The sequence below is a fragment of the Corallococcus sp. CA049B genome, from assembly GCF_003611685.1.
GTDB lineage: Bacteria > Myxococcota > Myxococcia > Myxococcales > Myxococcaceae > Corallococcus > Corallococcus coralloides.
In genome coordinates, this window is the sequence record NZ_RAWC01000003.1 from 19331 (window position 1) to 38641 (window position 19311).

Sequence of the window (19311 nt, forward strand, 5' to 3'; positions counted from 1 at the left end):
GCAATCCCATGAGGGGGGAAGCCCATGCGCACACTGCCGTCGAAGCGGATGTCATTGCTCACCGAGCGCGAAGCCCAGCTCGTCCTGTCCAGCGCCCCACGCAACCTGGCGGAGCTGTCGCCACGGGAGCTGCGCGGACGCATCCTGAGAGCGCGCCGCCTGATGGAGAAGTACCAGGACCAGGCGCAGCGGCAGCGCAGGGAGGCGCTCCGCAAGGAGGTGCCGTCCCGCTCCCGCCGCGCCGAGGGCGACCGCAACACCCTCCGCAAGGCCGAGTACTTCGCCCTCACCCTGGAGCGCTTCGAGAAGCGGCTCGCCCTGCTCGAGCGCAAGGCGCAGGTCCGCACCCGCGCCGCGAGCCGTCCGAGCGGCATCCGGAAGACGACGCGCGCGGCCACGGGAGGACGCAAGCCCGCGCGCCGGACGCGCGCCGCCGGCCGCACCGCGAAGGCCCCCGTCTCACGGAAGGCGTCCCGCAAGAAGCAGGGCGGGGCCCTGAAGCAGGAGCGCTTTGCCTCCCTCAAGCGTCAGTCCCACGCCTCGGCCCGGGGCCGCCGGACCCAAGCCCGGCGCGACTCGCGGCGCTGAGGGCGGCGCGCCCGGGTGACGGGAGAACGCCTCCTGCACCGCGAGGCGCTCTCCCGCGCCTACCCGAGTCCCCAGGGCAGCCCCAGCACCTGCCACGCTACCAGCAGGGCAATCCACACGGCGAAGACCACGATGACGTACGGCAGCATCAAGGCCACCACCGTCCCCACGCCCGCGTCCTTCTGGTACTTCTGCGCGAAGGTGACGATGAGCGCGAAGTAGGCGTTCAACGGTGAGATGGCATTGAACGGACCGTCACCCACGCGGTACGCGGCGAGCACGGCCTCCGGGTCCACGTTCAGCCGCATCAGGAGCGGCACGAACACGGGCGCGAAGATGGCCCACTTCGGGATGGCGCCCGTCATGATGAGGTCCAGGACGGCGACCACCAGCACGAACCCGACGAGCAGCGGCAGCGCGCCCAGGCCCGCGTGCTCCAGGGCATCCCCCACCTTCACGGCCGCGATGGTCGCCATGTTCGTGTAGGTGAACAGGGCGATGAACTGGCTGATGATGAACAAGAGGAAGATGAGGCCGCCCAGCCCGGCGACCGCCTTCTCCATGGCCTTGATGACGTCCACGCTGTTCTTGAGCGTCCCGGCGCCGACGCCGTAGGCGGCCCCCGTCACCAGGAACAGCACGGTGATGGCGACGATGAGGCCGTTCATGAACGGCGAGTCCCCGATGAGCGCCCCCGTCTCCGGATTGCGCAGCGGAGCCCCCGGGGGCAGCGCCAGCAGGCCGAAGAACACCAGCACGCCCACGAGCCCCCAGAACGCGAACTTCAACCCCCGCGACTCCTCCGGGGACAGCTTCGCGCCCGTCGTGGCCGGCTTCTCCCCCTGGTACGCACCCAGCCGGGGTTCGATGATCCTGTCGCTGATGAGCGACACGACGATGGTCAGCATCACCACCGACGCGACGGAGAACCAGAAGTTCGCCGTCAGGTCGATGGAGCGGTCCGGCGCCATGATGTGGATGGCGTCGTTGGTGATCTCCGTCAGGATGCCGTCCAGCGGTTTGATGAGGATGTTGACGGTGAAGACCGCGGCGACACCCGCGAACGAGGCCGCCAGGCCCGCGAGCGGATGCCTGCCCACGGTGAGGTAGGCGGCCGCCGCCAGGGGAATCAGCACCAGGTAGCCGGCATCCGCGGCGATGCTCGACAGGATGCCCACGAACACCAGGATGTACGTGAGGAGCCGGGCCGGAGCGACCGCCACCAGCTTGCGGATGAGCGCGCCCACCAGGCCCGCCGCGTCCGCGACGCCCACGCCCAGCATGGCGACGATGATGACGCCCACCGCGTTGAAGTCCATGAAGTGCTGGACGACGCCCGCGAACATGAAGCGCAGGCCCTCGCCCGTCAGCAGGCTCTTCGCGGCGGTGGTCGTCTCCTCCAGCTTGTGGGTCTCCGGGTTGATGGTCTCGTAGGTGACGCTCGCGCCCAGCCAGTAGAAGAGGTGGGAGAGCACCATCACGAGGGCAATCAGCGCGACGAAGATGACCGCGGGGTGGGGGACCTTGTTGCCCACCCGCTCGATGGCGTCGAGCACCCGCTCCATGCCCTTCTTCTTCGGCGGCGTGCGCTGTTTCTTCTTCGTCTCGCCCGGGACCTGGATGTCGTCGAAATGAGCCGCTTTGGCCATGGGAGTGCTGCTCCTTTCCAATCCCTCAGAGCTCCAGCTCGGCCCCCACGGTGAGCGAGGTATCCGTCCGGACCTTGCCCGCCGCGGGGGCGCTGTCGTGTTGCAGTTCGAAGTACGTGGTGAGCGCGAAGCGGTCCGTCAGGTCCACGGACAGCTTCGTGGTGGAGTCCAGCAGGATGCGCGTGTCGCCGAAGATGTCCGGCAGCAGCACGGCGTCCTCGCGCAGGTACACGTACTCGTTGATGTCATAGCGGAACGCCAGGCCCACCGCGGGCGACCACTGCGTCACATCCGGCAGGTTCTCGCGCGTGGGGGTGTACTGGAACCGGCGGTCCTTGGCGTAGCCCGCGCCCAGGTACGTGCGCAGGAAGAGCTCCTTCGCCTTCTTCTTGCGCTCCAGGAGCGTGAAGCCGGCTCCCAGCTCCACCTCGGTGCGCAGCTCCAGGCTGGCGGGGTGGTCCGTCTCCACGCCCAGGAAGGTGTAGGCGCTGAGCAGGCGCGTGAAGCGGTAGTCGCCGCGCGCCCAGCCGCCGAGCGTCAGGGCCGTGACCTCCCGCTCCTCCTCGTCCTCGGTGGCCGCGTTGCCATAGGCGCCATCCGCCTCCAGGGTGAGCGCCCATACCGGGGACTCGTACTCCGCCATCGCATCGCCCGTGATGGTGAAGGTGCGGGCGTTGCCGGTGAAGAAGGACGCGCCGAGCCCCGCCGTGCCCGTCCAGGGCCCTTCCTCCTCGTCCTCGTCCTCGGCTGCCGCCGCGACGGAAGCCGGTGAGGAGTCCTCCTCCGCTTCGGGAGGAGGCGAGGGCGTCTGGGCCAGGGCCGCGAAGAGGATGAGGAGTGGACTCATACGTGCCCTGGGGAAGGAGGAGCCTGCATGCCCCGGCGATGGGGGAGGGGCGGGCTCGGTGGTGCTCGAAGGCCTTCTCGCGTTCCACGCAACCTTCGACACGCACCGCGCGTACGGCAATCACAGGCGGGCATGCCAGGGGAAGGCACCCTCGTGCCTCTGCCCGTCAGGATGTGATGAGGGATTTGTTTCGCGGGCCCTGGCTCAGGGGCGCACGACGTCCTGGATGAACCGGCTCAGCGACTCCGCCATCTTCTGGTGCGTGGCGGCGGAGGGATGCCAGTCTTCGCCGACGCCGTCAGCGAAGGGGTTCTGCATGGCCATCACGTGGCGGTGGACCCGGGCGTCGCCCAGGCGCTGGCGCTCCGCCACGAGCTGGGAAATCCAATCGCCGACGTGCACGGACGTCACCACGCCCTGCTGTTCCTTCCGCTTGAAGCCATCCGTCATGCTGCCCAGCGTGCAGACGATGTGCGCGCGGGGATGCAGCGCGCGGAGCCGCTCCAGGAAGCTACGGTAGGCGGCCTTGAAGGCCGCTTCGTCCGGGAGGAACGCGGCGGTGCCCGCGCCCGCGAACGTGTCGTTGGTGCCGGCGTTGAGGACAATCACATCCGGCGAATCGTGGGAGAAGTCCCAGGCGGCGGGGTGGTCCGGGACGGCGCGCTCGTAGAGGGCGGGGATCAACCCGGACGTGGACAGGTCCAGGTTGCGGTACACGCCGTGGCCCGAATAGCAGACGAACACGGCCTCCGCGCCCAGGCGCTGGGCCGTGAGCCAGCCATAGGCGTTTCTGGGATTCTGGTGCTTCGACGTGAAGCCAGGCACCTTGGAGGAGGCAGTCGCCGGAACGAAGGTGGCGTCGGTGCCGTAGCCACAGGTGATGGAGTCCCCGATGAACTCCAGCTTGAGCCCCGTGTGCCGGAGGGGCGGCTCCCGGAGCTCGCCATGGACCTCCAGCGCCAGGAGCGTGCTGGCGCCCACCAGGGACTCGGTGCGCTTGAAGAGCTCCACCGTGTGCAGGCCCACGGGGAGTCCACTGGCGAGCAGGTGGCTGCCCTGACCGGGATGCACCGCGAGCAGCGTGGGCGCTGCCCCGTCCACGGAGACGTCGAAGTGGTTGGTCCCCACGTCGCCACCCAGGCCCGCGTCCTCGAGCCGGATCCGCACGGCGTCTCCCCAGAAGCGCGCGCGCACCGTCACGCCCGGATGGGAGAAGACGATGCCCGTATCGGAGCGGTACGTGCGGCCCACGTACCGCACCCGCGCGTCGGTGGCGGGAATGCTCACCCAGGTCATGGAAGGGCCTTCCGGAGTGGGAGAGGGGCGCCTGCACGCGGTCAGCGACAGGCCCAGGCCCAGGCAGACGCCAGCGATGAGGGAGCGCTCGGTCACGCGGTGCCCAGCCTACACACAAGAGGGACGCCGCCGAGGATGCAGTATCGTGGGTCGAAGGAGTGATTCCATGACGATGCCAGGACCCTTCGCGACCCTCACCTCGCTGGCCCAATGCTCCGACGCGGAGCTCGAAGCGCTGTTGGAGCAGGCCGACTTCGGAAACTTCGAGCCCGGCCGGGACCTTCCGCCGCTGCGCGAACGCTTGCTCCGGCTCGAGCGCGAGCGCGGCCTCACGGAGGTCCACCGGCGCTTCTCCGACAAGGTCCTGGCCGCGGGGGCGCGGCTCGTGGAGACCCCGCGCTACATCGGCATGCAGCGCTGCTTCGCGCTCAGCCCGGATGGACGCCACCTCGCCATCGCGAGCAACCGCCTCGATGAATCGCACGGGGGAGACGTGCGCATCTGGGAGCTGGCCACGGGGCGCGTGGTCGACGCCGTCGGCTTCGAGACGACGCTGGTCGGCTCGACGCGGGAGCCCTCCTGCCTCCAGTGGTCGCCGTCGGGAGAATGGCTCGGCGTCATCCTGGGCCAGGTGGTCATCGGCGTGATGCGGGCCTTCGCTGGGACGCTGCCTTCCTTCACCGCCGACGTCACCCGGCGCTGGGGCTCGCCGCCGGGGGGGGCTGTCATCAATCCCAAGCACGTGGAGAACACGGGGCACCTGCCGGCGTGGTGCTGGTCTCCGGATGAAACCCGGTTGTTCATCTCCACCCCCGGGCCTGATGGCGCGCTGGGCTGCATCGTCCCGTTCCGGGAGGGCGCCCGGGTCAACGAGGACAGTGAAGGCATTCGCTGGTGCCCGGCCCGGCTGGACGGACAGCCTTCGAAGTCGCGTCCGCATACCTGGGTGCGCTGGAGCCCGGACGGCTCACGCATCCAGGGCTATTGCAAAGACGAGTTCGTGCTCGAAGCGAACGCCAGCACCGCGCAGGAACCCCATCCGTCCGCCTCCTCCATCGACGTGCGGAGCGGCGACCTCGAGTACCGCTTCGATGCGCTGACGCTGCCGGTGGCCTTCTCTCCGGACGGCGCGCGCCTGGCCTACGGGGAGGAGCTGCCCCGGCTCGCCAACGGGCACACCGGCCGCGCGGTGTCCGACCTGAGCAGGGACGCCGAGCTGCGCGTTCACGCGGTCGAGGAGTATGTCTGGTCCCGCGACGGCCGGCGTCTGGCGGTGCTCATCAACAACTACGAGTTCCCCCAGGTCCTCATCTTCGAGGGCGGCAAGCGCCTGTGTCAGGTGAACCTGAAGCGCCGTTCGTTCGGGCTGGCTTCCAGGAGCGGCGACCTGGGCCGCTGGGCCTGGTCGCCGGATGGCTCCATGGGCGCATGCCTGCTGCGGGATGAGGGAGGAACGGTCGAGCTGTGGAAGGTGGGGTCCTCGGCCAAGATGCTCCGTCGGCTCGAGGGCGCCAGCGGCATCGACGGGCTGGTCTGGGGCGCGGACGACACGCTCGTGGGAACGGGGCCCCATGCCATCGCCTTCTGGGACGTGAACACCGGGCAGCTGCGCTTCCGCTCCTCGTTGGAGCTGGAGCCGGGCCGCGTGCCGCCCCCGAGCGACTGGAACCCCTGGCCGGACGAGGTCGCGCGCTTCATCCCGACCGAGCGCGGCTGGGACTTCACGCGAGCGCAGCCGGACGGCACCGTGGTGTGTCCCCCGGGCTCGCGGGAGAAGCTCGAGCCCCGGCTGATGTTCTCCGTGGGGGGGCGCCATGCCTGGCCCTGGCGCTGGGCCGAGGGGACCCGGCACGCGCGTTGGGTGGACGAGGCCCCGTGGCCCGTCGAGCCCCTGGCGGAGGCCGCGTTCGAGGAGCGGCACGTCCCCGTGCCCGAAGGCGAGACGCTGGCGGCGCGGGACGCCCGGCACGGGAAGTGGGGATTCCTGAGGCAATACCAGGCCCCCACGCGGCCCCTGAATCATTACAAGGCCGAACCCGTGTTCACGCACGGTCCCGCCATCAACCGCGCCAACCTGACGCCGTATCTCGGCAAGGGGGTGCTGCTGCGCCAGACGCAATACGGGACGTGGTACGCCCTCGGGGCCCTGCTCGAGGTCTCCGACGAGGGCATCCTCCTCCACCCACGCGCCCCCATCGGCTCGTACCGGGAGCGGCTCCTGTCGTTCCGGGACATCCTCTGGATTGGACCGGCGGTGCCGCTCGAGACGCCGGAAGGCTGATGCCAGGTGCCCACGCCGAAGCCCCAGCCGAAGTAGAGGCGGGACACGTCGGCGAGGCCCGACGGTGTCGAAGCGGCTGGGCTCCAGGTAGCTGCCCGCGCGCCGGGCGGGGGAGGAGGGACGGGGAGCGGCCATGGCGGAGCGAGCTCCCGCGGGAATACATGCCCCCTGGCGGGGGGGCCGTCGTCCCGTTCGCTGCACCCCGGAGTCCTCTGGTCGTGGCCCTGCTGGGAGAGCTCTTCATGACCGCGCCCCGGTGAGCCTCACTTCCGCTTCCGGCCACGGGACTTCGACGGCGTCGGCTCAGCCAGCGTGGCCAGGGCATCCACGAAGAGCCGGACCTTGGGAGGAAGGTTCGACCGGCTGGGATAGACGATGTGGATGGGCCGAAGCATCGCCGGCTTGGGGCCGAAGAGGACCTTCAGCCGGCCGTCGCGGATGGCCTCCTGGCAGAGGATCTCCGGCACCCGCGCGATGCCGACCCCGGCGATGGCCGCCTCGCACGCGAGCTCGCTGTCATTCACCATCAGGACCGGATCGATCCGGGACTTCACGCCCCCTGCCTCCCACGTCTCGAACGCGCTGAAGCCAATGCAGCGCGCGGAGCCAAGCTCCCTGGCGTCCGGGATGCCGTGCTTCGACAGGAAGCGGGGGCTCGCCACGAAGCGGACCGCGCCCTCTCCCAGCTTCCGCGCCACGAGCGATGAATCATTGAGCGGGCCGATGTGGATGGCGACGTCGAAGCCCTCTTCGATGAGGTGGACACGGCGGTCCGCCAACACCAGCTCCACCCGCGCCTGGGGATAGCGGCCGAGGAACTTCGAGACGACAGGGGTGAGGTAGCGCCGGCCGTAGAGCACTGGCGAGGAGACCCGGATCAGTCCGGTGGGATCCGCCTTTCCCTGCTGCACCTCGCTGTTCGCTTCCTCGATGAGCGCGGCGATGGCGGCGCAGCGCTCGGAGTACGTCACGCCGGCCCCGGTGACGCGCAGGCGCCGGGTGGTCCGCTCGAGGAGCCGCACGCCCAGCCGCTCCTCCAGATGACGGATGCGCTCGCTGACGGTCTGCTTGGTGATGCCGAGCTTGAGCGCCGCGCGGGTGAAGCTCTCCTCGCGGACGACGGTCGCGAAGAGGAGCATATCGGCCGGTGGAATCATGGCCGTCAAGATTAACCTGACAATGAGTTCGCCCGGGGCCGCATTGTCCGGGCGCTCCGGCGGCCGCATGGTGAGGCCTCACGCAACGTTCAGGAGCGCCACCCATGAAGCTCTATTTCGCCCCCCGGACCCGGGCGGTCCGTCCCCGCTGGCTGCTGGAGGAGCTCGGCGTGCCGTACGAGCTGGTCAGGCTCGACCTTGCCCGGCAGGAGAACACCACCCCTGAGTACCTGGCGGTGCATCCGCTGGGAGATCTCCCCGCCCTGGTGGACGGGGACGTCACGCTGCTCGAGTCCCTGGCCATCTGTCTGCACCTGGCCGACCGGTTCCCGGAGAAGCACCTGGCGCCGCCGGTGGGGAGCAGGGAGCGCGGTCCGTATTACGGCTGGATGGCCTTCGCCGAGTTGAGCCTCGACCCCGTGGTGATGGAGTTCTACCGGGACGCGCAGTCACCAGGCGCGCGCGAAGTCTCGGAAGGGGAGGCCGCGAAGCTCAGGGCCCGGCTCACGGCTGCTCTCGACCTCATCCAGAGGGGACTCGGCGGCCGTGAGTTCCTCGTAGGGGAGTCCTTCACCGCCGCCGACGTGGTGATGGCTTCCATCCTCCACCTCGCGAACACGCTGATGCTGCTCGGCGGGCATCCGGAGCTGGTGGCGTACGTCCGGCGTCACTCGCAACGCCCCGCGGTGCGCAGGGCCGTTGCTGGGTGAACCGCTACCAGGTCTTCGCCGCGGCGAGCGCCTTCGGCCGGCTCTGGAGGCAGCGCATCCCTTGAGTGCCAGCCCGCCGGGGGCGGCCTGCATCCGGCTCCGTCAGGGTTCGTATATGCCTTGACGGGTATATGAAGTCGTGGGCATATATGGGGCATGGAATCATCGTTCGCGATCATCGCGGAGCCGAACCGCCGGGCCATCCTCAGCCTGCTGGCGGCGTCGGAGCACTCCGTCGGCGAAATCGAGCACCAGCTGCGGATGCCCCAGACGTCGGTGTCCAAGCACCTGCGCGTGCTGCGCGACGCCGGCTTCGTGGAGTCGCGCGTCGACGCTCAACGGCGCGTCTATCGCATCCGGCCCGAGCCGCTCATGGAGGTCGATGAATGGCTCGCGCCATTCCGGCGCTTCTGGGCGGCCCACGTGGACGCGCTCGAGCGCCATCTCGACCGGATGGACCAGGAACCCGAACCCAAGAAGGGAAAGAAGCGATGAGCCACCGTGCGAAGTACACGCCCGGCCCCGCGGCCGGAGCCAGGGTCCAGAAGGAAGGCGAGAAGTGGACGCTCGTCCTCGTCCGGGACCTGCGTCATCCCCCGGCGAAGGTGTGGCAGGCGTTGACCGACCCCGCGCACCTGGCCCAGTGGGCGCCGTTCGACGCGGACCGGAACATGGCCAGCGTGGGACCGGTGAAGCTCTCCACGGCCGGTGCGCCGACGCCCATGGTCGCCGAGACCACCGTGAAGCGGGCGGAGCCGCCCAAGCTGCTCGAGTACAGCTGGGGGCAGCAGGACCTGCGCTGGGAGCTGGAGCCGACGGGCGCCAACGGCACCCGGCTCACGCTCTGGCACAACATCGACCGCGGCTTCATCTCGTGGGGCGCCGCGGGCTGGCACATCTGCTTCGACGTCCTCGACCAGCTCCTCTCGGGCGACCCCCTGGGACGCATCGTGGGGCCGGATGCGATGCAGTACGACTGGCAGCGCTTGAACTCCGAGTACGCGGAGCAGTTCGGGGTGCAGAGCCCCACCTGGAAGGCCAACACCTCGAAGCAGTGAAGGAGCAGCGCCATGGAATCGACCCTGCCGAAGCCGGCGCTCGTCGCCGCCAGGACGTCCCCCAAAGCCGTGACCGTCGTCTTCTGGATCGCCACCGTGCTCTTCTGCCTGGAGATGGGCTTCACCGCCTACGCGCAGTTGAACCTGCGGGACGCGGCGGACGGGTTCACCCGCCTCGGCTTCCCCGGCTACTTCCGCGTGGAACTGGCGTGGGCCAAGGTCCTCGGAGTGCTGGTGCTGCTCGCGCCGGTGCCGGGGCGGCTCAAGGAGTGGGCCTACGCCGGCTTCGCCATCAATCTCGTCTCGGCGCTCATCGCCCACTTCGCGGTGGGAGACGGCCCGGAGGCGTGGGCCTTCGCGGCGTTCACCAGCGTGCTCTGGGTGGGCTCCTACGTCTGCTGGCGCAACCTGAAGGGAGGACGGGCATGAAGAAGGCCGTCGCGACGGAGTCCGCGTCCGCGTTGATCGACCAGCGGATCCAGGACCTGGGAGACTGGCGTGGAAAGACGCTCGCGAAGGTGCGTGCGCTCATCCACGCGGCGGACCCCGAGGTCGTCGAGGAGTGGAAGTGGATGGGGACCCCCGTCTGGTCCCATGACGGCATCATCTGCACGGGGGAGTCGTACAAGGCCGCCGTGAAGCTGACGTTCATCAAGGGGGCCGCGTTGAATGACCCGTCAGGGCTCTTCAACTCCAGCCTCGACGGGAACGTCCGGCGCGCCATCGACATCCACGAAGGCGACAAGCTCAACGAAGCGGCCTTCAAGGCGCTCATCCGCGCCGCGGTGGCGCTCAACCTGGAGAGCAAGAGCAACAAGCCCAAGGCTTCGCGCGCGAAGCGCAAGCAACCGGCGAAGTAACTGTGAGAGGCTTACCGGACGGCCGCATCCCCTCCGCAGGAGAGCCTCCGATGCTTCGTCCCGCTGTCCTGAAGTCTTTCATCCCGTTGCCCCTGGCCACCGTGCTGATGGCGCTCGGTGTCCTGCTCCTCGCGCCGTCCGCCTGGGCGGAGAAGCCTGACAAGCCCACGTCCCGGCCCGCGGACCGGCACTACATCCGGAAGGTCGACCAGTCCTCCGTCGCCAAGGACAAGAACACGGTCGTTGAAACGCGGGTCGACGTCAGCCGGGACGTGAAGGGGATCAACGACGGCAAGGCCAAGAAGGGCCGTGAGTCGGGGAGCGTGACCTGGACGCTCAACGGCCGGACCTATGGGGCCCACGACAATGGTACGCTGTACCCCATCCGAGGCTCCGGGTTCCATGAGTTGAACCGCTCGGCCTTCAAGGCCTTGGGTGTCTACAACAAGTTCGACGACACCCCGCGAGCCAAGGAGATCCTGGACAAGATGGGGACGTCGCCGAGCGACCGGAAGGCCGCGCTCACGGCCTACAAAGCAGGTTGAGAGGAAGAGACATGCCGCCGGAAAGACAGGTTGTCGGGTTCATCGCGCGGGGGGCCGTGGGTGAAGGACGCCTCTTCGAGAGCATCGGCAGCGCGCTCGGTCTTCCTCCCGAAGGTGTGACGCGCTTCGACGTGGATGGCCCCGCGGACGCGGCGGTGCTCGTGGAGACCGCGCTCCGGTCCTCCGGTTTCCGCACGGATGTGACGCTCTACATCGATGCCTCGCGCACTCGCGGCGCAGTCGGGCTCACTTCGGTGGAGGTGGCCGCCCGGGTCGCGGCCCTGCTCGGCGAAGAGGTCCTGGTCTCGCCCCCCGCGGACGACCCGGCGGTCGCCACCTCCTGGTTCCTCATCACCCCCGACGGCAAGCGCTTCCGGGCCAGCGAAGCGTCGCCGGGCGGTGACGAGGACTCCGTGGATATCGACAGGGCTTCCCTGCGTCCCCTGTAGCGGGCGTGGTTGGGGAGCCCGGCATCACCAGGGGATGACGCCCTGGTCGTCCGAGTAGGTGCCCGTGGGGCCGTCCGGTCCGAGGAGCGCCATGCGCACGGGCGCGCGCGCGGCCTGCTCGACGGTGCGGGTGCCCTGGAAGTTGTTGAGGTCCGTGGCGGTGAAGCCCGGGCACACCGCGTTCACCTTGATGCGGGTCGACTCCAGGTCCAGGGCGAAGGCGAGTGTGATCGCATTGAGGGCCGACTTCGACGACGAGTAGACGCCGTACATCGCGCGGTACGGGTTCGCCGGGTTCGAGTTGTTCGTGAGCGAGCCGACGCCGCTCGAGACGTTGACGATGCGCCCCGCCGGAGCCTCCCGGAGGAGCGGAAGCATCGCTTGCGTGACGGCGATCACGCCGAACACGTTCGTCTCGAACACCGTGCGGAACTCGTCGAGCGGCGCGACGGTCGCACGGCCCGCCTTCGCGCGCTCCGCCAGCGGCTGGCCTGGATTGTTCGCCTGCCTGCCCGAACGGGCGATGCCCGCGTTGTTCACGAGCACGTCCAGGCGCCCCAGCTCCTGGCGGATGCGCTCCGCCGCGGCGGAGATCGACTTCGCGTCCGTGACGTCGAGCGCGAGCGCGCGGGCGTCACCGGCGAGGGTCTTCGCCGCCGCCTCGCCACGGGCGAGGTCACGTGAGCCGACGAGCACCGTGAAGCCGTGCGCGGCGAGGTCCTTGGCGATCCGCAGTCCGATTCCCTTGTTGGCCCCGGTGACGAGGGCGACTTGTTTGTCGTGCATGCCCGGGGAGATACGGGGGCGGGTGACACGCGCGCTTGGCGCTTCTTGGCGGAGATTTCGTGCCAAGAAACGCCAAGCCAGGGCCGCCAGAGCTCCTTATACACTGAGGGGATGTTCACCATCGACGCGATCCCGGTCTCGGTCCCTGGCCTGCGGGCCGTGCGCATGACGACCGACCTGCTTCGCGTCGGCATGAAGGAATTCCACGCGTCCATGCGCATCGAGCGCGGGCGCAGCGAGTGGTGGGGGCGTGGCCGGGTCTGGACTGGCGGGCCCGGCGCGATCCACCTGAAGCAGCCAGGCGACGTGCATCGCGACGTCGCGCACGACGGGACGATGACCTACCAGGCCGTCGTGCTGCCCGAGCGCGACATCGAGCGCATCCGCCATGAGGGGAAGGTCGTCGCGCATCCCCACTTCAAGCCCGGCGACGAGCGGGGCCTTTCCTTCCAGCGTCTCCACGATGCGGTCGCCGCTGGCGCGGAGCGCCTCACGCTGGAGGTCGCGGTGGTCGAAGCCGTGGAGGCGTTCACGGTCTTGAGGGGCGCCACGCCGGACCACACGCGGCCGGTGCGGCGGGCGATGGCGTACCTCCGCGAGCGGGTGGGGGACGCCATCACGCTGGATGACCTGGCGGACCATGCCGGCTACGACAAGTTCCATCTCTGCCGCGCGTTCCGCGCCCAGGTGGGGATGCCGCCGCACGCGTACCTCACGCATCTGCGCATCGCGCGGGCGAAGGAGCTGCTCCAGCGCGGCCTCCGGGCGGCGGAGGTCGCGGCGCGCGTCGGGTTCTATGACCAGAGTCAGCTGAACCGCCACTTCCGGCGCATCGTCGGAACGACGCCGGCGCGGTACGCGAGCACTCGGCCGGAGTGGAGCCTCCCGGCGTAGCCGCGTCCGATGCGCCTATGGCCGGGTGACGTGCACCAGGCTCGTCATCGCGTCCACGTAGAGGGTCGTGTCGTCGGCGTACAGCGGCAGCAGCGGGGTGACCGACACCTGGTTCAGCTTCGTCTTGCGGACCTGCTGGGTCTCCGGGTCCTTGAACACGGCGTAGGGGACATCCTGGATGACGTAGGGCTCCCCATTCACGTGGCCGATGATCATCAGCACATGGCCGGGGACGACGACCAGGTCGCCCACCTCCGCCTGCTCCAGCGCGCTCACCCGCTCGGCGTGTGAGTCCTTCGCCGTGAAGAGGCGGTGGTTCAGCGCCGCGCTCTTCCCCTGCATCCCGGAGTTGGGCGGCAGCACCAGCCCCATGCTGCGGTACACCTCGCTGGTCAGTCCGCTGCAGTCGCGCGCATTGAACTGGTGCCCCCAGCCGTAGCGCTCGCCGAGGAACTTGAATCGAGCCGCACGGCATCGGGAGACGGCGCGCGGCGGATCCAGAACTCGGGCGTCAGCATGTCTTCGCTGAACGCCGGCACCCCGGACGGAGACACCGCGAGCGCGGACGGCGCGGCGCAGGCTGAGAGGCTGGCCGCGGCCCCCATCACCGCGAGCGAGAGCGCCCGCATGCGCCACGGATGAGGAGAGGGGAAGGCCAGTCTGCTCATGGGTTCTGCTCCCGCTCGAGGGTCGGTTGCTCTCCTATCGGAAGAACGAACGCTCCGCGGGCGCTATTTCGCAGGAGGTTCGCTGTGGCCCAGGTTGCGGTCCACCACGGTGAAGCCGGAGGACTGATAGAGGGCGACGGACGCCGGGTTGTCCTCGAAGGCGTACACGATGGCGCGCCGGGCGCCCATCCGGGTGACCCAGCGGCCCGCCGCCCGAGGCCGACAGCGCTCCGACAATTGCATCCGACGAAGGCCCGCTGTTGCCAGGCACGCGGGTGAACGTGCCGCCCGCGAAGCTGAAGGAAAAGGGCTGTACCCGCATGGTAGGGATTGAGCTGGCTTTGACGCGCCACTGCAAAAGAGGCGGGGCCCGGTGCGCGAAGCGGGAGTGATGACGGCTGTCCTGGCACTGGTGACGGCAGTCACCAGGTCTCTGGCTCCACCAGGGACGTCGCGCCCTCCAACCCCTTGGAATCACGGGCCACACCGTTCGGCCAGGGCCCGGCATGACGGGTGCAGTAGGGGAAGGCATCGCTGTTCTGCTCCCCCTTCGACGTACTCCTGAGGTTCCTCCCATGGCCCGTCGCATTGGTTCGTCCCTGTCCCGCTCCTCCACCCTCCCGACCTCCACGGCGTCCAAGCCCAAGCCGCCGGCGCGCGCGTCGACGCTGCCCGCGCCGACGACGGCCACGAAGCCCACTGCCACGAAGCCCACGGCGACGACGCCGGCCGTGACGGCCACGAAGCCCACGGCGACGACGCCCGCCGCGAACACGGCGACGCCGCCGAAGCACGCGGGGGCTCCCGAAGGACAGCCGTCCTACAGCCCGTGGTCGCTGAACTCAGGCACGGATGTGTCGGTGAGCGGCGGTGACAACAAGCTCACGGCGCCCGCGGCCGCGAAGCAGACCATGTTCATCGACAAGCCGGCCACGCCCTACCAGAAGGACACCTTCGGCGGCGGCCGGCTGAGCGGCAACATGGGTTCGATGCAGGCCTCCACCACCAGCCACAGCGGCGGTGGCGTGCACCACTACTCGGCCCAGGCCGAGGTCCAGGGGCCCAACGCCTCCTTCGACTGGCAGAAGTCGCACGCGGGCCGGATGGGCGTGTCGAGCGCGCAGGTCACCGGCGAGGCCAACTCCTTCAAGGCGCAGGCCCAGGCGGGTGTGTCGGCCGACACGGGCTCGCACGCCTACACCGCCGCGCTGACGGCCAAGGCGGAGACGGGCGTGGGCGTCACGGCGAGCGCGAACCACGACTTCAACCGGCACGTGGGCGGCTACGTGAAGGGTGAGGCGAAGGCCGGCGCCTCCGCCTACGCCGAGGGCGTGGCCACCCTCGACCCGAGGACGGCCACGGCGATGGTCTCCGGTCAGGTGGGCGCGGGCGCCACGGCGGGCGTGTACGGCACGGCGGGCGGGCACGTGGGCCGGGTGCACGGCTCGGTCACCGCCGGCGCGGTGGCGGGCGCTTCGGCCCAGGCCGGCGGCAAGTTCGGCCTGGAGAATGGCTTCCTCAAGCAGTCCGCGGACGTGAACACGGCCATGGGCGTGGGCACCCACGTGAAGTCGGACGTGGCGGTGGACCTGCGTCACCACATCAAGCCGGGCATCGCCTCGGGCCTGCGCCCCGGCCTCGGCACCGCGATGGGCGTGCCCGCGCCCGCGATCGCCATCGAGCCCGAGAAGTCGGGCATCGAGAAGCTCTTCGCCAAGGCCTTCGGCAGGGAGTGACCTGTCCTCGTCAGCCGCTGACGAGCCCCAGGTTCATCCAGAAGATGCGGGCGTTCCTGGAGGACTCCTTGGCCCTCCAGAAAGGCGCTCGGAACGTGGCCCGCGCGGTACATGGCGAACCGCCTGGCCGCTGCCCGCGTCGATGTCGTAGCCGCGAGCCCCCTGCCGTGGTACCCAGCCGGCAGCCACTTGACGCTCCGATGGCGGTGCGACGTTCCGTCGCGACCGTAGGGTGTCCTCGGGTGGCATTCGCCGGCTGGCGCCTCCCGGGTCATGACCCCGTTGTCTCTGGAGGCCCCCATGTCCACGTCCGAACTGCCCGTCCTCGAGTTCATCCTCACGAACTACAAGAACTTCAACGCCCGCGCGACGCGCGACGCGCTCCTGTCCTACTGGGAGCACGTGTCGAGCGGCGGCCGGATGTTCTGGAGCGTCGCGGGCGCGATGTCGTCCGCGCAGCTCGGCATCACGCTCGCGCCCGCCATCCGCTCGGGCCTGATTCACGGCCTGTCCGTGACGGGCGCCAACCTGGAGGAGTCGCTCTTCCGGCTCGTCGCGCACACGGCGTACAAGGACTTCCCCGAGTACCGCTACTTCACCAAGCAGGATGACACGCGCATCCTCGAGCAGCGGATGCGCCGGGTCACCGACACGAGCATCCCCGAGGACGAGGCGTTCCGGGCGGTGGAGAAGATCGTCGTCCCCATGTGGAAGAACGCCTCCGCGAAGGGCGAGCGCCGCTTCTGGCACGAGTACTTCTACGAGCTCATCCAGGTGCTGGAGCCCTCCGCGTACGAGGGCGACCCGGAGGCCTGCTGGCTGATGGAGGCGGCGAAGCGCAAGCTGCCCATCGTCGTCCCGGGCTACGAGGACTCGACGTTCGGGAACATCTTCGCGTCCTACGTGAAGACGGGCGACAGCAGCGCGAGCATCGTCAAGTCCGGCATCGAGTACATGGCCGACTTCTACGACCGCTACGAGGAGCTGTCCGCGGGCCAGGGCGTCGGCTTCTTCCAGATTGGCGGCGGCATCGCCGGTGACTTCCCCATCTGCGTCGTGCCGTCCACGAAGTACGACCTGCAGAAGCCCGTGAAGCCGTGGGCCTACTTCTGCCAGATCAGCGACTCGACGACGTCCTACGGCTCGTACTCGGGCGCCACGCCCAACGAGAAGATCACCTGGGACAAGCTGACGGAGACGACGCCGATGTTCGTCATCGAGTCGGACGCCACCATCGTCGTCCCGCTGATGCTCCGCGCGCTGCTGGAGTGCCAGGGCAATCCGGAGGCGGCGAACGCGCTCATCGCGAAGCACCGGCGCTAGTCACGCGCGAACCGCGGCAGGGCCCGGAACACGTTGGGCCCTGCCCGGGTTTCATCAGGGGCCTCGCTTAGAAGCGGGCGAGGAAGGCGTCATTGCCGCCAGCGCTGGTGTTGCCGCCGAGGCTTCCGCCGGTCTGTCCGGCGACGTAGGCATTGCCGGAGGCGTCCACGGCCACGCCGCGGGCGATGTCCTGGCGCGAGGTGCCCAGGAGCCGGCTGCCCAGCTTCGTGCCGAGCGCGTCGTAGCGGGTGAGGAAGGCATCGGAGGCGCCCGCGGACGCGATGCCGTCCAGCCCGGCGGTGTAGCCGGCCACCTGCACGACGTTGTCCGGGCTGACGGCGACGCCGAACGCGTAGTCGGGCTGCCCGCCTCCGAGCATGCGGCTCCAGTCGCGGTTGCCGGCGCTGTCGTAGCGGGCGAGCAGCACGTCGATGGTGCCGTTGTTGGCGTTGCCGTCCAGGCTGCCGAACGTCTCGCCAACGAGGTAGACGCCACCGTCCGGACCCACGGCGACGCCCTTGGCGTCATCCAGGTCGCCCGCGTCAACCTGCCGGACCCACTGCTGGACGCCGAGGATGTTGAGCTTGAGCAGGAAGATGTCGCTGCTCACCGCCGGGGTGGTGCCGTCGAGGCTGCCGAAGGTGTTCCCGACGATGTAGACCTCATGGCCCGGCGTGACGGCGATGCCGCGCGCCGTGTCGCCCGCGGAGGTGCCGTACTGCTGGAGCCAGTACGGGTTGCCCGCCGTGTCATAGAGCCCGGCGATGATGTCGTAGTTGTTGGGGTTGCCGCCGTTGGCGAAGCTGCCGCCGGTGTAGCCGGTGACGTAGAGGGTGTCGTCCGCGCCGATGGCGATGCCGGTGGCGAAGTCATCCATCTGCGTGCCGTTCTGGCGCAACCACAGGCGGTTGCCGGCGGCGTCATACTTGGCGATGAAGAAGTCGAAGCCGCCCGCATTGGTATAGAAGTCGAAGCCGCCGTAGGTGGTGCCGGCGACGTACGCATTGCCATCCGCGTCGGTGGCCACGGCGGTGGCGCGGTCCGCCCCGGGGGTGCCCAGCTGGCGGACCCACTGGAGGTTGCCGGCGGTGTCGTACCGGGCAATGAACGCGTCCTGGCCACCAACCTTCGGGTCGGCGCCGAGCTGGCTGGTCGTCTGACCCACCACGTAGACGCTCGCGCCCGACACGGCCACGGCGTTGGCCTGCTCATCCAGGTTGGCGCCGAGCTGCGCCACCCAGGACGGGGCCGGAACCTGGGCCGCGGCGACGGAGGGGATGCCCGCGGCGCCGACGACGCCCGCGAACCCGAACATGCTCAAGAGAAGGTGTTTCATCACGAGCTCCATTTCTCAGTGGGGGACAGCGCCGCGGCGTCATGGGGGGAAGTCTGACGACACGGCATCCTTGCAAGACCACGAGAATCGAGCGCGCGGAAGATGGGTAGAGAAAGACACGCATGCGACCGTGTCTGACTTGAGCGAGGACGTGAGCTGTCGACGCGTCAGGTCATCTCGCGACGCTGACGTACCCAGGCCTCGAAGCTCATGGGCGAAAGGCCGTAGGCGCGCGCGATTTCGGGCCGTGCCAGCAGCGGGGCGACGTTCATGTACGTCATGCCTTGCGCCACGCCCGGATGCAGGCCGGCCGCGACGGCCTCTTCAATCGTGGAGGACCAGGCGACGTACTCCTTGCCGTCGACGCGCGAGAGGACCTCGGTGATTTGGGGGAGCGTGAGCACGTCACCCGCGAGCTCCAGCGTCACGCCATGGAACCTCGCGGGGTCGTTGATCGCCGCCGCGGCCGCCTTCCCGATGTCCTCGGGTGCGATCAGCCCGATGGGCTTGTCGGCCCTGACGACCGTGAGCAACCGGCGCCCGTCGACGAAGCCGGCGGGATCCAACATCGGGTGGTCCATGAAGGTGGCGGGCAGGATGACGGTCCAGTGCTGGAAGCCCGCGGTGCGGACGAGGTCGCACGTGGCCAGCTTGTTCTCCCAGTACTCCTCGTGGAACTTCCAGCGCCCCTCCGCCCAGCCCTCGACGTCGCGGTGGGCGCCGACGCCGGACGTCGCGGTGTGCACGAACGCCCCGACGCCCTCGGTGAGCGCGGCCTCGACGAGGTTCCTCCCTTGCTGACGCTCCTTGCTGAAGTCGATGCCGGTCGCGGTGACGATGGGGGACTGCATGGAGAAGACCGCCCGCGTCCCGGCGCAGGCGGCGCGCAACGACGCCGGGTCGTCCAGGTCCCCGACGACCACCTCCGCGCCAGCCGCCGCGAGGGCCCGGGCGTTCGCCGTCTCCGGATTGCGCACCAGGACGCGCACCTTCGTGCGGCCCTCGGCCAGCAAGGCCCGGGCGGTGGCGCCACCCTGGCGTCCTGTGGCGGCGGTGACGAGGACGACATCGCTGCGGCTCATCGGCGGCTCCTTGGTAAGTGGGGGACCCCACCGTTTATGCCCGTGT

22 protein-coding genes are annotated in these 19311 nt (G+C 69.4%); 13 read left to right on the plus strand and 9 right to left on the minus strand.

Going from position 1 to position 19311, the window contains the following annotated elements; genetic code table 11:
- The first annotated feature begins 24 nt into the window (after positions 1–24).
- The gene (locus tag D7W82_RS01080; protein ID WP_120616524.1) at positions 25–588 is read left to right on the plus strand and encodes a hypothetical protein; all 564 of its coding nucleotides are present in this window, start codon (positions 25–27) and stop codon (positions 586–588) included.
- Between the two features lie 59 nt (positions 589–647).
- Here the strand turns inward: D7W82_RS01080 and D7W82_RS01085 are convergent, their stop codons facing one another.
- The 3 genes from D7W82_RS01085 to D7W82_RS01095 form a co-directional block, all read right to left on the minus strand.
- Positions 648–2237: an AbgT family transporter gene (locus tag D7W82_RS01085; protein ID WP_120616525.1), complete on the minus strand. Its 1590-nt coding sequence runs from the start codon at positions 2235–2237 to the stop codon at positions 648–650.
- 25 nt (positions 2238–2262) lie between these two features.
- Positions 2263–3084 (minus strand): YdiY family protein, encoded by an 822-nt coding sequence (locus D7W82_RS01090; RefSeq protein WP_120616526.1) that lies wholly within the window; start codon positions 3082–3084, stop codon positions 2263–2265.
- A gap of 204 nt (positions 3085–3288) precedes the next feature.
- Entirely contained in the window at positions 3289–4476 is a 1188-nt protein-coding gene (locus D7W82_RS01095) for an SGNH/GDSL hydrolase family protein (RefSeq protein ID WP_233587217.1), read from the minus strand.
- 70 nt (positions 4477–4546) lie between these two features.
- Between D7W82_RS01095 and D7W82_RS01100 the strand changes: the two genes are divergently transcribed.
- Positions 4547–6661: a WD40 repeat domain-containing protein gene (locus D7W82_RS01100; RefSeq protein ID WP_120616528.1), complete on the plus strand. Its 2115-nt coding sequence runs from the start codon at positions 4547–4549 to the stop codon at positions 6659–6661.
- Positions 6662–6924: 263 nt separating this feature from the next.
- Here the strand turns inward: D7W82_RS01100 and D7W82_RS01105 are convergent, their stop codons facing one another.
- Positions 6925–7800, minus strand: coding sequence for a LysR family transcriptional regulator (locus D7W82_RS01105; RefSeq protein ID WP_233587218.1), 876 nt, complete (start codon positions 7798–7800; stop codon positions 6925–6927).
- 122 nt (positions 7801–7922) lie between these two features.
- Here D7W82_RS01105 and D7W82_RS01110 point away from each other — a divergent pair, with 122 nt between their 5' ends.
- The 7 genes from D7W82_RS01110 to D7W82_RS01140 all read left to right on the plus strand — a co-directional run bounded on the left by D7W82_RS01110 (position 7923) and on the right by D7W82_RS01140 (position 11440).
- Positions 7923–8528 carry a glutathione S-transferase family protein gene (locus tag D7W82_RS01110; RefSeq protein ID WP_120616530.1) on the plus strand — a complete coding sequence of 202 codons (606 nt, stop codon included), beginning with the start codon at positions 7923–7925 and terminating at the stop codon, positions 8526–8528.
- Between the two features lie 156 nt (positions 8529–8684).
- On the plus strand, positions 8685–9023 hold the full coding sequence (locus D7W82_RS01115) for a helix-turn-helix transcriptional regulator (RefSeq protein WP_120616531.1): 339 nt from the start codon (positions 8685–8687) through the stop codon (positions 9021–9023).
- Entirely contained in the window at positions 9020–9586 is a 567-nt protein-coding gene (locus D7W82_RS01120; protein WP_120616532.1) for an SRPBCC family protein, read from the plus strand. The genes D7W82_RS01115 and D7W82_RS01120 overlap by 4 nt, the downstream gene beginning before the upstream one ends.
- 12 nt (positions 9587–9598) lie before the next feature.
- A complete protein-coding gene (locus D7W82_RS01125) occupies positions 9599–10015 on the plus strand; it encodes a DoxX family protein (protein ID WP_120616533.1) in 417 nt (138 codons plus the stop codon).
- Positions 10012–10446: a DUF1801 domain-containing protein gene (locus D7W82_RS01130; RefSeq protein WP_120616534.1), complete on the plus strand. Its 435-nt coding sequence runs from the start codon at positions 10012–10014 to the stop codon at positions 10444–10446. The genes D7W82_RS01125 and D7W82_RS01130 overlap by 4 nt, the downstream gene beginning before the upstream one ends.
- Before the next feature lie 50 nt (positions 10447–10496).
- On the plus strand, positions 10497–10991 hold the full coding sequence (locus tag D7W82_RS01135; RefSeq protein WP_120616535.1) for a hypothetical protein: 495 nt from the start codon (positions 10497–10499) through the stop codon (positions 10989–10991).
- Between the two features lie 11 nt (positions 10992–11002).
- Entirely contained in the window at positions 11003–11440 is a 438-nt protein-coding gene (locus tag D7W82_RS01140) for a hypothetical protein (protein ID WP_120616536.1), read from the plus strand.
- A gap of 24 nt (positions 11441–11464) precedes the next feature.
- On the opposite strand, the gene D7W82_RS01145 is transcribed toward D7W82_RS01140, so the two are convergent.
- Positions 11465–12226, minus strand: a complete 762-nt coding sequence (locus tag D7W82_RS01145) for an SDR family oxidoreductase (RefSeq protein ID WP_120616537.1) — start codon at positions 12224–12226, stop codon at positions 11465–11467.
- Between the two features lie 165 nt (positions 12227–12391).
- Here D7W82_RS01145 and D7W82_RS01150 point away from each other — a divergent pair, with 165 nt between their 5' ends.
- Positions 12392–13120 (plus strand): AraC family transcriptional regulator, encoded by a 729-nt coding sequence (locus D7W82_RS01150; protein ID WP_233587219.1) that lies wholly within the window; start codon positions 12392–12394, stop codon positions 13118–13120.
- Between the two features lie 15 nt (positions 13121–13135).
- On the opposite strand, the gene D7W82_RS01155 is transcribed toward D7W82_RS01150, so the two are convergent.
- Entirely contained in the window at positions 13136–13621 is a 486-nt protein-coding gene (locus D7W82_RS01155; RefSeq protein ID WP_233587230.1) for an NlpC/P60 family protein, read from the minus strand.
- Between the two features lie 15 nt (positions 13622–13636).
- Here D7W82_RS01155 and D7W82_RS42125 point away from each other — a divergent pair, with 15 nt between their 5' ends.
- Positions 13637–13762: a hypothetical protein gene (locus D7W82_RS42125; RefSeq protein ID WP_255417080.1), complete on the plus strand. Its 126-nt coding sequence runs from the start codon at positions 13637–13639 to the stop codon at positions 13760–13762.
- A gap of 89 nt (positions 13763–13851) precedes the next feature.
- Here D7W82_RS42125 and D7W82_RS42130 read toward each other — a convergent pair whose 3' ends face one another.
- Positions 13852–13977, minus strand: a complete 126-nt coding sequence (locus D7W82_RS42130) for a hypothetical protein (protein ID WP_255417079.1) — start codon at positions 13975–13977, stop codon at positions 13852–13854.
- A gap of 386 nt (positions 13978–14363) precedes the next feature.
- Here D7W82_RS42130 and D7W82_RS01165 point away from each other — a divergent pair, with 386 nt between their 5' ends.
- Together D7W82_RS01165 and D7W82_RS01170 are read left to right on the plus strand one after the other, a co-directional pair.
- On the plus strand, positions 14364–15524 hold the full coding sequence (locus D7W82_RS01165; protein WP_120616539.1) for a hypothetical protein: 1161 nt from the start codon (positions 14364–14366) through the stop codon (positions 15522–15524).
- A gap of 300 nt (positions 15525–15824) precedes the next feature.
- On the plus strand, positions 15825–16847 hold the full coding sequence (locus tag D7W82_RS01170) for a deoxyhypusine synthase family protein (protein WP_120616540.1): 1023 nt from the start codon (positions 15825–15827) through the stop codon (positions 16845–16847).
- A 67-nt stretch (positions 16848–16914) separates the two neighbouring features.
- Here D7W82_RS01170 and D7W82_RS01175 read toward each other — a convergent pair whose 3' ends face one another.
- Complete coding sequence (locus D7W82_RS01175; RefSeq protein WP_233587220.1) at positions 16915–18183, minus strand: SBBP repeat-containing protein; 1269 nt, start codon at positions 18181–18183, stop codon at positions 16915–16917.
- Positions 18184–18350: 167 nt separating this feature from the next.
- On the minus strand, positions 18351–19265 hold the full coding sequence (locus tag D7W82_RS01180) for an NmrA family NAD(P)-binding protein (RefSeq protein WP_120616542.1): 915 nt from the start codon (positions 19263–19265) through the stop codon (positions 18351–18353).
- Positions 19266–19311: the final 46 nt, after the last annotated feature.